The following is a 13,494-nucleotide window of genomic DNA, read 5'->3' as shown; positions in this document are numbered from 1 at the left end:
TAATGTTCACAGGAAAATATGCCGACTTGTTTTATAGCTTGCTAATCTTTGTCAGCTTATTTGCTTCGGAAAGGGAAGACTGGAAGATTTCGGCAGCTGATTAGATTTCCGGGCTTGAAATTCCTGAATCCATATCTCACATATTTCGGATTCTTCACTTTGTCTGATTTGACACAGATTTTCATACTGCCCGAATCGAGCCATGCTTCTGCATCGAAGAAAGTTTTGTTATCTTCTGAAATTTCGAAGCCTTTGATGCCAATCCATGGGCTGAAACCTTCGCTTGCGTTGTTGAATGACACCATTATTGTGTCGCCCTTGATTTCCATTGACTTGAATGACGGGCTGTCGGCAGCAAGGCCTTTTATATTATATGTCTTCTGCAAAGCGTGATAGGAGAGGCGCTCGCCTATTTTCCTTTTTTCAGCAGGATGAATTTGTGGAGCCTCATAATCTTTCACAAGGTCGTTTGTGCAGACAAGGGCGCTGTTTGGAATGAGAGACTGAGCATTGAACTGAGCTTCACGCAGCAAGGCGCCGTTTATTCCGTCGTTGTCATTGTCATAAGCATAAGGCGCTATTTCAACGAAATAGAAAGGAAGATTCTTGTTGTTCCACAATGTACGCCAGTGTTTCACCATGATGGCAAGTCTTTCGGCATAAGTGTCGGCATGACCGACGTTGCTGCATCCCTGATACCAAAGGAAGCCTTTGATGGTGTAGTTGTGGCATGGATACAGAAGTCCGTTATACATTATCGTCGGCAGAAGATATTCCAGTCCTTCGGGATTGTTGAGTTTGCTTAAATCCTCGCCGGGGAAATCCTTTACTATTTCTTCCGGCAGCCAGCCTTCAACTCTTGAGCCGCCCCAAGCGCATGAAATTATTCCGACAGGGACGTTCAGTGTGCGCTGCAAAGCAATGGCATAGTGATATGCAGTTGCGCTGAACCACTGAGCGTTTTCAGTAGTCGGGCATTTCCATGAGCCTTTTGCATATTTCTGTGGAGTGAGAGCCTTTTTCTTCTCGATAGTTGCCATTCTTATAGCCGGATGATTAGGAGCGTCAGCAATCACATTGTTGGCATCGTCGATTGGGCAGTTCCAGAATCCGTTGAGAGGCATTTCCATATTTGACTGTCCGGAGCAGAACCAAACTTCACCAATCAGGACATTGTTGACATAGACAGGTTTTCCGTCGCTGATAGTTATGGAATATGGAGTGAATCCGGCTTCGGGAGTGGCAACGGTGGTTTTCCAGAATCCATTGCTGTCTGCCGTTGTGGTTGTGACGGATTCGGTCCATGATGGAGAAATTGTGACTTTACTGTCCGGTGTGGCTTCGCCCCAGAGAGTCACATTGGTCTGCTGCTGCAGCACCATGTTGTCGCCAATCAGCTCCGGAAGCTTGATTTCAGCATTTGCACTCAAAGCAAAGAGAGAGCAAATCAAAGGATAAAGTTTGCAGTTCATATCATTAGGTTTTTAATCATTTAATCTGATTATTCGATATCAAGGTCTTTCCATTCACCGCCTGCCAATTCTCTTGTCTTACGGAATCCGATTTCTGAGAGCAATTTCAGGACATCATTTCTTCCGTCGTTCACCAGATCAGGATAGTGGCTGTCTGAATTCACCATGATAGGAATTTCTCTTTTCAGTATTTCCTGGAAGAACAATTTGTTTGGATAAGTTTCTTTCTTGCGATTGAAATTCTTTGTGTTGATTTCGATTATATAATTATGCTCGGCAATGAGATTCAATATTCGTTCAACATGATTAAGGAACCAATCTTCACTGATGCCGAAGCTGTCACAGAATTTGCTGTTCATATAAATCTTGTCCATATGACCAATGATATCGAAGCCTCCGATTTCAATCATTTTCTCCATTGACGAGAAATAATGCTCAACTATTTTGCGGACATCGCCACCATAATATTGCTCAACATTGCCTTTGAATTCGGAAACGCTACCATCGATGCAGACCATATTCTCTTCTTTCAGCGGCAATCTGATTGGGAGGAAATGGATAGATGCGATTCTGTAGTCGAGAGGAAGATTCTGAAAATATGGAATTGCGGGATTATAGCTTTCGTCCAGATAGTCTATTTCCAGTCCGGTGTATATTTCAATCTCGCCTTTGTATTTGTTTTTCAGTCTGTCGATTTCAGCGATATATTCATCCATGTCGGATGCCGACATATTCCAGAAAGTCTCAAAAGGCAGTGGAGAATGTGAAGAGAATCCGTATGCTCTGAATCCTTCCTTTATCGCAAATTTGATGAAATCTTCCGGGAAACTTCGTCCGTCGCAAAAATTACAGTGGCTATGAAAATTGCTTGGTTGCATAAATATTAATTTGATTTTTGATTTTGTCTGCAAAAATAATGAAAGCTTTGCCGAGCCGCATCCTGTTTTTATCAAAAAATAGTGAACCCCTAATGAAATAATTCACTACTTTTGCTGAAATTTTCAAATAATAAAAAAGCTTCGCAATCTCAAATTAAAGGAAACAGGATAAGATTCGATTAATTTTTCCGGCAATTTCATTTGCGAAACTTGAACAATATTTATAAACCAAAGAACAGATATTTATGATAGATTTGAAATTGAAAACAATTTTTGCGAGATGGACAGAAGATAACAGGGTTAAAGCTATATATGCAGTTGGCGATGACGATATAAAAGAAACTCTTAATTATGATAGGGGAAGAGCCTTCTCAATGTTTAACGACAGATTGGACAACGAGGATTTCAACTATAGATTCCAGGAATATTATTCAGTGTTGAAAAAAGAAGCCGATGAACGCAAGGCTAATAGAAAGAAGCGAGTTCCAAAAGTGCCTGCAAACAGAATCGAGGAAATCGACAACAAGATAAAGGAATTGGAATCTCAGATTGCAAAACTAAGAATTGAAAGAGAAAAAGAAGTTAATCTCTTGAATGAAAAAATGTTTAAAGAAGCAAGAAAGATGCTTGACAAGCTTTCGGAAGAACAACGTATGTCGCTGCTGGAGACTATAATGAATGGAAATAGTTAAGAGTCTTTTGATGTGAATTGTCGTTTGATATACTTAATGACAATGAATGAATCGGGCATATACAAGGTTATCGCATCTTCAATTTTATCATTGTTTCTTTTGTCCTGTAATCCGGAATATCCGTCATCTTCCGCTATTACAGTTGACATGGAAGCTATGATTATGCCTGTTGATTCGGACTTGTATGGCATCACGATAGAAGAAATTAATCACTCCGTTGACGGAGGACTTTATGCGGAAATGATTCAGAACAGGAGCTTCGAGGATGGAGTTCCGCCTCTGAACTGTCCGTATAATGTCAGAACAAATATGCTTATCACTCCAAATGGTTTCCAGATTCCATTCATGCGTCCTGATTCAGTTCCGGGCTGGAAGCCGCTTTCTGTCTTTTCGAGAATATACTCGGATATGACTATGCCAATCAATGAATATAACAAGCGCTCGCTTTGTGTTTCAGCTGCGGTGGATTCTATAAGCAAAAGTGCAGGAGTTGTGGCAACCGGATATTCCGGCTTGTCTGTGAGGAAAGGCAAGGAATATGACTTGTCGTTTTATGCAAGAAGCGCACTGATGGCTGGAAGGAATATAAAAGTTTATCTGCAGGATTCGGTTAACAATATATTGAGTGATGTTTACACATTCAATCCTTCGCTGGAATGGAAGAAAAGGAAACACACATTCACTGCCTCTGCAGACAATGACGGGGCAAGTTTGGTTTTCCGCACTGACAGTTCACAGATATTCTGGCTGGATGTGGTCTCTCTTTTCCCAAAGGAAACATGGAAAGGCAGACATAATGGACAAAGGGCAGACATAATGGAGGCAATATCTTATCTGAAGCCGCATTTCGTCCGCTTTCCTGGTGGAGCTTTTGTAGAAGGATATACAGCAGGAACTTATCCTGTCTGGAGTGAAACAGTTGGTCCGATTGAGAATCGCCGCCATTTCTGGTCGGTCTGGGAATATGGCACGACTAATGGAATGGGATTCCATGAATATCTGCAGATGTGTGAGGATTTGGGAGCTGAGCCAATATATGTGGTGAACAGCGGTGTGACCAGCCAGAAACGACGTCCGCGATATGAGGACATCACGCAAATGGGGAAAATGGTCCAGGAAACTCTCAATGCCATAGCTTATGCCAATCAGCCGGCAGATTCTACATATGGAGCTATGCGTGCGCGCAATGGACATCCTGCTCCGTTCGGACTGAAATATATCGAGATAGGAAGTGAGAATTATGGAACGGAATACACACGTCGTTTCCGCCTGTTCGAAGCTGCTATCAAGGAAGAATATCCGGAAATAACAGTCATAAGCAATAATGTGGACGAGAAGAAGAGCCGAGGCGACTGGTCCGACTTGCACTTTAATGGCGGAAGTTCTTTCTATTTGTCCAATTATCATAAGTTTGTCCCGTCGCTGAGCCTTCGAAGGGCAGGAGCATTGTTTGTCGGTGCTTTTGGATATTTGGGCTCATCAGATGGTGGAACAATGGGCGCTGCGCTTTCGGAATCTGTGTTCCTTGCCGGAATTGAGAATAATCCGGGAACGATAAAGCGACTGGCTTATTCTCCGCTGTTGGGAAATGTGCATTATACAGGAGAATATATTCCGGCTATTAGCTTCGACCAGTCTGATGTCTATCTTTCTCCTTCATATCATATGTATAGCATGTTTGCGAGAAACAGAGGCAATTATTTGCTGAAATCGACAGTTGATACTTATGAACGCCCGATAGTCACAGCCGGATATGCCGGAGCATTTATGTTCGACAATAGCTATGATTTTGAGAATGTCCGCATAAATGATGTTCCGGTGGATGGATGCAAGGTGCTGAGCGGAGAATGGACAGCCGGAAACGGAGTGCTGAAAGCTGCGCCGAACAAATGGAATTATGTGCTTGTGGGCGATTCGTCATCATATGACTATACTTTCACTGCGAAAATCAGACGAAACAAAGGTAGTGGAATGGTGGAATTGCATGTGCGCGACAACGGACTCACGGATGAGAACCGGGATTATATTGCTCTGGTGATTGGCAACAACAATAAGATTGAGCTTTATCATTGTTCGGGAAATGTCCGTGATTCACTAGCTCAAGATAAGGACTTTGTGGTTGAGAACAACAAATGGTATGACGTGGTGGTGGAATGCCGCGAGGAAAGAGTGAAATGCAGCATCAACGGAGAAAATATATTCGACACGTCAATGCATTCTGTTCCGTCGATAGTTTCGGTTGCCACTGTGGACACATTGTCGGAAGAACTTGTTTTGAAGGTGATAAACACAACTTGGCATGAAGAGAAGACTGATTTGAATTTCGCCGGATTTGCTGTGGGCGACGAAGTTTCGGTTACGGAATTGAAGGCTTTGCCCGAAAATCGGAACACAGCTTCGAAGCCGGATTTGGTGAAACCAAGGGAATTCAAGTATTATTTCCATCCTGCTGTGTCGAGGTCTTATGTGTTTCCGCCTAATTCCATATCAATACTGCGGATTCCTATAGTTGATTTTAAAGATTTGTCGTATTTTTGAGCAGATAAAAATTAAGGCGTTATGAATTGTAATAAAGTTTTGTCGCTTGTCACTTTCTGGATGCTGTGCATGTCTTTATCGGCACAATATTACACGGTGAAAGGTGGAAGCGGCACTCCATATATGATTGAAGACAAGCCTAACAAGCTGAAAGTATATGTGGTCAACGGCGTTGAGAATGTGGAAATAAGCTATTCTGATCCGTCGAGTTCTGCGCATCAATGGTATAAATACAAGACTAAGGCTCTTGAGGCGGAAAAGATTAGCAGCAGTCAGGCAGGAACAACTTCCACAATATCTCAGGTCGAGGACGGATGCGGATATTTCGTCTATAAAGAAGGAGTTCTGACGGAATATGTCTGGATAATTGACTATGCGAAGCATCCTTTCAATGTCCAGTCCATAGAAGTGGAATCTGCGAAGAACGAATGTAGTGGCGCTGTCCGTGTTAAGGCAAATCCATCTGTTGACGAATTGTATTATATGTCGCCAAACAATGGCTCGAAAGTGAGCATCAGCCGTGACATTTCCCTTTCTTTCAATGCTCTTGAGTGGAATGAACAGGACAGGATGTTCCGTGAAACTATCCGCACGCTGACCGGGAATGTGTTCAATAAAGATATTGACTCAGTTTATATTCCTACAGACTTTGAGCTGACTGGCGACCAGTTTGCCGCTCATTTCGGCAAGCAAGTCACAGTGGTGAGCGATGAGTTCAATCCAAAGGCAGTTCTGCTCCGTGCCGACACAACTATGGTTGTGGATGAAGTAGCCAATATGTCGAGTGCTCAGGCAGGCTTATCGGCTCCTGTCACAGTACGCTTCACTGCACACACCAATGAGCCGATAGCATCAATATTCCAATGGAAGATTTATAAGAAGGAAGAAGGCGAGGAGAATGCCTTTGTATATTTTTCCGATCCTGAAGTTGAATATACATTCACTGACTATGGAGATTATGTGGCTTCGATTGAGGTGAGTGATGCTAGCGGCACATGCTCTTCGTATGAGGAAATATCTGTGTCAGTTGCAGAGTCTTTCCTTGATGTGCCAAATGCTTTCTCTCCGGGAACTTCTCCGGGAGTGAATGACGAATTCCGTGTGGTTTATAAATCCTTGGTGAAATTCTCATGCTGGATTTTCAACAGATGGGGACAATTGCTTTATCACTGGACTGACCCGGCTCAAGGATGGGACGGAAAGAAAGGTGGAAAATATGTTTCGCCCGGTGTCTATTTCTATGTTATAGAAGCTGAAGGCTCGGACGGAATCAAGTATAAGAAGAAAGGCGACATTAATATTCTTCGTCCTAAGACTATTGACGATCAGATTAATCCTGATGAAGGAGGAGGAATATGATAAAGTGGACGAGGTTTCAGAGAAATACTTTTTGCTTTATCCTTGTCAATTTGTTTTCTTGTCACCTCGTTAACTAAATCTAAAGGCGAGTGTATATCAAAAACAAGATTATTATTTTGATATGCACTCGTCTTTCACTATATTTGCGCCGAATGTGCGTGTGCACACCAATGTGCATCTCAAATTGATTATCATGAGTAGAGAACAAATAGCAGTATACATAAGTTTGCTTGCCAGCGTATTGCTGTTGTTGTCGGTGATAGTGCCTCACCATCATCATGATAATGGCATGCCTTGTTATCACTGGATTGCCAGTGATGCAGCCGATGAGCCTATGACTGAAGGTTCCGAGCATCACGATTGTGGCTGCGTGGGACATAATCAGGCTTTGTCTCCAGCTTTGGAATATCATGCTGTTTCCGACCTTTATTTGATACCGCTTCTGGTATTGTTTAATTATATCAATCCTTTCAGCCTTATTGTCCCTTGTCTTACTCTTGATTTGGGAAAGGCTTTCTATGTCGAGTCCCTTTATGATTCTTGGATAATCAGAATATCGGGACTTCGTGCTCCTCCTGCTTTGATTTCTGGTCCGCAATGCTGATATTGATATAGGCGGACTGCTGTTGAGTTGGTTAATATTTCAATAAAAAATTATCGACTTTGAGGTCTGGCGGCGTGTGCCGGACTTCGGGCATTTTATTATCAAAGCAAAACAAAATGAAGAAAATATACTTATCATGGATACTGTTATCGTATCTGTTGTTTTCGTGTGCGGAAAACAAAAACTCTAATCACGACCATGAGCACGAACATTTGACTGAAGAACATCACGATCATGAGCATGAAGGTCATGACCACGAACACGAGGCTCACGAGCACGAGCATGAACATGAACACGAAGAGCACGACCATGAGCACAGCCATGGCGAATCTGCAGAATCTCATGCTCACGACGACGAAATAAGTTTCAGCAAAGCAAAGGCTGAAGCCGCAGGTCTTAAAACAGAAGTCGTTGCCAAATCTGATTTCGTGGAAGTTATCAAGACTGCAGGAAAGGTGATGGCTGCACAGGGCACTGAATCAACATTGATTGCTACTGTGCCGGGTGTTGTGACATTGGGAAAATTGCCTTTTATCGACGGAACAATGGTTCAGAAAGGACAAAGTGTGCTTTCTCTCGTATCAAATTCCTTGTCTGACGGAGATGTGGCAGCACGTGTCAGACATAATTATGAGAAAGCTAAGAAAGAATACGAAAGAATGAAAGGCTTGATTGGCGACAAGATTGTTTCGGCTAAAGATTTCGAGCAGGCAAAGCTGAATTATGAGAATGCCAAGATTGCTTATGACGCAATCGACGGAAAGCAGTCTGCCGGCGGTGTTTCAGTAGTTTCGCCTATTTCAGGTTATCTGAAGAATATCATGGTGAAGGAAGGAGATTATGTGACAGTGGGCCAGCCTTTGGCTACAATTTCACAGACTCGAAGACTTCAGCTCAAGGCTGATGTTTCGGAGAAATATTATTCTTCTCTTCCTCTGATTAAGTCGGCAAATTTCAAGACTCCTTATGATGATAAACTGTATAAGCTGGAAGAACTGGGTGGCCGCTTGCTTGGTTATGGAAAGTCATCAGACAGCAATTCATTCTATATTCCTGTGACATTCGAGTTCGACAACAAAGGAACAGTTATTCCGGGCTCATTTGTGGATATATATCTTCTGACATCTCCGGTGGCAGGAGTGATTTCAGTTCCACGTCAGTCATTGATTGAAGAACAAGGCTTGTATTTCGTCTATCTGAAAGTTCACGATGAAGCTTATAAGAAACAAGAAGTTTCAATCGGAGCAGACAATGGCGAAAGAGTCCGCATCATTTCCGGTCTTAACGAAGGAGACGAAGTTGTGGTGAACGGAGCTTATCAGATAAAGCTTTCTTCTGCTTCAAATGCTATTCCTGCTCATTCACACAGTCATTAATAGGGAAAGGAGGAAATTATGTTGAACAAGATTATACATTATTCACTCCACAACCGTCTGCTTGTGCTTATATGTGCCTTGCTGCTGATGATTGGCGGAACATACACTGCCTTTCATACAGATGTGGATGTGTTCCCGGATTTGAACGCGCCAACGGTTGTGATTATGACCGAGGCAAATGGAATGGCTCCGGAAGAAGTAGAGCGAATTGTGACTTTCCCAGTTGAAACTGCCGTCAATGGTGCGACTGATGTTCGCCGTGTCCGCTCATCATCAACTACAGGATTCTCTGTTGTCTGGGTTGAGTTCGACTGGGGAACTGATATATATCTGGCACGACAGATTGTGTCGGAGAAACTTGCCATCGTAAGTGAGAGTTTGCCTTCGTATGTGGGAAAGCCTACATTGGGACCGCAATCTTCCATCTTGGGTGAAATGATGATTCTGGGTGTGACATCCGATACAACTTCACTGCTTGATGTGAGAACAATGGCGGACTGGACAATCCGCCCGCGTCTGCTTTCAACCGGCGGTGTGGCTCAGGTTGCCGTTATCGGCGGTGATATCAAGGAATATCAGATTCTGCTCGACCCGGCAAGGATGAAGCATTATGGCGTTGGTTTGGATGAAGTGCTCACTGTTTGCCGCAATATGAACCAGAATGCCAATGGTGGTGTGCTCTATGAATTCAGCAATGAATATATTATCCGCGGTGTGCTCTCAACATCGAAGGCAGACGAGATAGCAAAAGGTGTGGTAAAGACTTTGCCTGGAAATATTCCTGTCCTTTTACAGGATATAGCAACTGTGAAAATTGGCGGCAAAAGTCCGAAACTTGGTCTGGCATCAGAAAGAACTAAGCCAGCCGTACTTGTCACTGTTACAAAGCAGCCTAATACAAGTACATTGGAGTTGACAGAAAAACTCGATGCAATTGTTGAAGATTTGCAGAAGAGTCTTCCTGCCGACGTTCATATCTCAACTGATATTTTCCGCCAGAGCAGATTCATCAACAGCTCAATCGACAATGTGAAGAGCAGCCTTTTCGAAGGAAGTATTTTCGTTGTGATTGTGCTCTTCCTGTTCCTTATGAATGTGCGCACAACGGTGATTTCACTTGTGGCACTGCCTTTGTCTCTTTTGGTCTCAATATTGACTTTGCACTTTATGGGACTGACTATAAATACTATGAGTTTGGGCGGTATGGCAATTGCTATCGGTTCGCTTGTGGACGATGCAATTGTTGACGTTGAGAATGTGTATAAGCGAATAAGACAGAACAAGCTGTTGCCGGAAGGCGAGAGGAAAGATATTCTTGACGTGGTGTTTGAAGCATCACGCGAGGTGAGAATGCCGATATTGAACTCTACTCTGATTATTGTTGTCAGCTTCGTTCCGTTGTTTTTCCTGACAGGAATGGAAGGACGAATGCTTGTGCCGCTTGGTATTGCCTTTATCGTGGCTTTGTTCGCATCAACTGTTGTAGCACTTACTCTTACACCGGTACTTTGCAGCTATTTGCTTAACAATACTTCTGACAAGGATAAGGCTCCTGAGAAAGATGCTTGGCTGGCAAGAAAGCTTCATAATGTATATGAGAAAGCACTGACTTCGGCTTTGAAGCATAAGAAAGGTGTGATAGCAGCCACTGTTGTGATGTTTGTCGCATCTTTGGGCATATTCTTTACTTTGGGACGCAGCTTCCTTCCTCCGTTCAACGAAGGTTCGTTCACAATCAATGTCAGCACATTGCCTGGTATTTCATTGGAAGAATCCGACAAAATAGGACGCAGAGCAGAAGAATTGCTGCTTCAGGTTCCGGAAATCCAGACTGTGGCAAGAAAGACAGGACGTGCGGAACTTGACGAGCACGCTCTTGGTGTGAATGTCAGCGAAATTGAAGCGCCATTTGAACTTTCCGACAGAAGCAGGGACGAGGTGACTGAGGATGTCCGCAAGAAACTGTCCACAATCAGCGGAGCAAATATCGAAATCGGTCAGCCAATTTCTCACCGCATCGACGCCATGCTTTCAGGAACAGAAGCAAATATTGCAATCAAGCTGTTCGGTACGGATTTGAACAGAATGTTTGCAATCGGCAATCAGATTAAATCACAAATCAGCGGCATCGAAGGTCTTGTGGACTTGAAAGTGGAGCAGCAGATTGAACGTCCGCAGCTTACTATCACTCCAAAGCGCGAGATGCTGGCTAAATATGGAATTCCTCTGCCTGAGTTCGGCGAATATGTGAATGTGATGCTTGGCGGCGAAGCTGTGAGCCAGGTTTATGACGAAGGAAAGAGCTTTGACCTGACAGTGAAAACTTCCAACGAAAGCCGTGCAACTATGGATGATATCCGTAATCTGATGATTGATGCAAATGGTGTGAAGGTGCCGCTTAGCTATGTGGCTGAAGTTCGCTCGGCTGCCGGACCAAACACAATCAACAGAGAGAATGTGCAGCGCAAAATTGTTATCAGCGCCAATGTTGCCGGACGCGATTTGCGCGGAGTTGTAAACGATATCCAGAAAGCTGTGGATGAGAATATACAGTTGCCTGAAGGCTATCATATCGAATATGGCGGACAGTTTGAGAGTGAACAGGCTGCAAGCCGCACTTTGCTGCTTACTTCATTCATGTCTATTCTTGTCATATTCCTTCTTTTGTTCAACGAATTCAAGGATGCGCGAGAGAGCTGCGTTGTTCTTCTGAATTTGCCGCTGGCTCTGATTGGTGGTGTGATAATATTGCGACTCACATCGGGCGAGATAAGTATTCCTGCAATTATCGGCTTCATTTCACTCTTCGGTATTGCAACCCGAAACGGAATGCTTCTTATCAGCCACTACAAGCAGTTGCGTTCCGAAGGAATGGCTTTGGATAAGGCTGTGGTTCATGGCTCACTGGACAGATTGAATCCTATTCTGATGACGGCATTGAGTTCTGCTCTTGCATTGATTCCTCTTGCTTTGAACGGAGATTTGCCGGGCAACGAAATCCAGAGTCCGATGGCAACGGTGATTCTTGGCGGATTGCTTTCGTCAACTTTCCTCAACGGATTCATCATTCCTATTGTTTACAGAGAATTGTCGGCTCATAAGTCGGAAAAATTAAATAACTCAGGAAAATGAAACATTTCATAATCATAATATCATTATTGGCGCTTGCACCTTTTTCCTTCGCACAGCAGTCCGGATTGCAGGAAGTCCTTGAAATGGTGAAGCAAAACAACAAAGCTTTGCAGGCAGGCGAGGCTGAGACAAATTCATTGAAACTGCAGTCGGCTTCGGAAAACAATCTTCCGGACCCGACAGTCACTTACTCACATTTGTGGGGAAACAAGCCGGGAATGGGATTCACCGGAGAATTCATCGCAAGCCAGGCTTTTGATTTCCCGTCATTATATGTGCAGAGAGGAAAACTTAACAAAGTGCGCTACACAACTTATGACTTCCAGCACGCTGTTTTACGTCAGCAAATATTGCTCCAGGCAAAGCAAGTCTATCTGGATTTGGTTTATCTCAACCAAGTGCGCAATCTTCTTCAGCTGCGTCTTTCAAATGCCGAGGATTTGAGCCGATTCTATGAATCACGACTTGAGAAAGGAGATGCAAATATTATTGAGACTAACAAGATTGAACTTGAGCTGTTGAATGTCCGCAATGAATTCAGACAGAACGAAGCTGCCCGAGTTGCCAAACTTGAGGAACTTGCTGCCTTGAATGGCGGACAGAGCTTGAGCGTCAGCGACACCGTGTATATCGGCAATGAAACTTATCCGACTGACTTCCAGTCTTTCTGCACCGAAGCAATGGGCGAGTTGCCTGAGTTGCAGGCTCTCCGCCAGGAACAGATTGCTGCAAACAGAAAGATTTCCGTCAGCAAGCAGCAATGGCTGCCGGGGCTTACTCTTGGCTACAGAATGAATCCGTCAAGCGGAGGCAGCCGCTATAATGGTGTGCTGGTCGGCATTACAATTCCTTTGTTTGCCAATCGCCACAAAGTGCAGCAGGCAAAGGCAGAACGATTCTATGCCGACAATATGCTCGACAACGTATCCGAAACAACTGAGGCAAATTTGCGTCAGCTATGGAATAAGGCAGGTGAGCTGAAGAAATCTATCGACGAATATTCAAGTATCCTGAGCCGTCAGAACAATATTTCTCTTCTGAACAAGGCAATCCAAAGCGGACAGATTTCAATGATTGAATATTTTGTGAATATCACAACTCTTTATCAGAGTATGCAGAATTATTTGCAGCTCCAAAATGATTATCACAAGACAATGGCAGAGCTTTATAAGTTCCGTATTGACTGAGCGGAAAAAAGATGCCTAAGTTTAAAATGAAATCTGCCGACGTTTCCGGAAAAACGTCGGCAGATTTTTTTTGAAGAGTCGTTATGTATAAAATCGGGATTAAAATCAGATTTAGCAAGCTCAATTTTCCTTTGTCAAATTGTCTCAGAAGCCTCGTCAACTTAACAAAAAATACATCCGTATATATTTCTGAATATATATAGAAGTAAGCGGACGCGGGGCCGTATATATTTCCAAATATATATAGATGTATCTG

Annotated in this window: 9 protein-coding genes; 7 read left to right on the top strand and 2 right to left on the bottom strand. The window is 43.4% G+C overall.

Features of this window, described 5'->3' with window-relative positions; genetic code table 11:
- Positions 1–56: 56 nt before the first annotated feature.
- Together ACYIAR_RS01055 and ACYIAR_RS01050 are read right to left on the bottom strand one after the other, a co-directional pair.
- Complete coding sequence (locus tag ACYIAR_RS01055) at positions 57–1,472, bottom strand: sialate O-acetylesterase (protein WP_480331592.1); 1,416 nt, start codon at positions 1,470–1,472, stop codon at positions 57–59.
- Positions 1,473–1,501: 29 nt separating this feature from the next.
- Complete coding sequence (locus ACYIAR_RS01050) at positions 1,502–2,350, bottom strand: histidinol-phosphatase (RefSeq protein ID WP_480331590.1); 849 nt, start codon at positions 2,348–2,350, stop codon at positions 1,502–1,504.
- Positions 2,351–2,595: 245 nt separating this feature from the next.
- On the opposite strand from ACYIAR_RS01050, the gene ACYIAR_RS01045 reads away from it, so the two are divergent.
- The 7 genes from ACYIAR_RS01045 (at position 2,596) to ACYIAR_RS01015 (ending at position 13,238) form a co-directional block, all read left to right on the top strand.
- Entirely contained in the window at positions 2,596–3,042 is a 447-nt protein-coding gene (locus ACYIAR_RS01045) for a hypothetical protein (RefSeq protein WP_480331588.1), read from the top strand.
- Between the two features lie 42 nt (positions 3,043–3,084).
- Entirely contained in the window at positions 3,085–5,580 is a 2,496-nt protein-coding gene (locus ACYIAR_RS01040) for an alpha-L-arabinofuranosidase C-terminal domain-containing protein (protein WP_480331586.1), read from the top strand.
- Between the two features lie 21 nt (positions 5,581–5,601).
- Positions 5,602–6,939 carry a T9SS type B sorting domain-containing protein gene (locus ACYIAR_RS01035; RefSeq protein ID WP_480331584.1) on the top strand — a complete coding sequence of 446 codons (1,338 nt, stop codon included), beginning with the start codon at positions 5,602–5,604 and terminating at the stop codon, positions 6,937–6,939.
- A 193-nt stretch (positions 6,940–7,132) separates the two neighbouring features.
- Positions 7,133–7,543 carry a DUF6769 family protein gene (locus tag ACYIAR_RS01030; RefSeq protein WP_480331582.1) on the top strand — a complete coding sequence of 137 codons (411 nt, stop codon included), beginning with the start codon at positions 7,133–7,135 and terminating at the stop codon, positions 7,541–7,543.
- A gap of 116 nt (positions 7,544–7,659) precedes the next feature.
- Complete coding sequence (locus tag ACYIAR_RS01025) at positions 7,660–8,919, top strand: efflux RND transporter periplasmic adaptor subunit (protein ID WP_480331580.1); 1,260 nt, start codon at positions 7,660–7,662, stop codon at positions 8,917–8,919.
- An 18-nt stretch (positions 8,920–8,937) separates the two neighbouring features.
- A complete protein-coding gene (locus tag ACYIAR_RS01020) occupies positions 8,938–12,051 on the top strand; it encodes an efflux RND transporter permease subunit (RefSeq protein WP_480331578.1) in 3,114 nt (1,037 codons plus the stop codon).
- Positions 12,048–13,238, top strand: coding sequence for a TolC family protein (locus ACYIAR_RS01015; protein WP_480331576.1), 1,191 nt, complete (start codon positions 12,048–12,050; stop codon positions 13,236–13,238). Before ACYIAR_RS01020 ends, ACYIAR_RS01015 begins: the two co-directional genes overlap by 4 nt.
- The last annotated feature ends 256 nt before the right edge of the window (positions 13,239–13,494 follow it).

It is taken from the genome of Parabacteroides sp. KHUB-01, assembly GCF_056640935.1.
The sequence above is the reverse complement of the archived record's forward strand: the minus strand, read 5'-3'. Positions and strand labels throughout refer to the sequence as shown.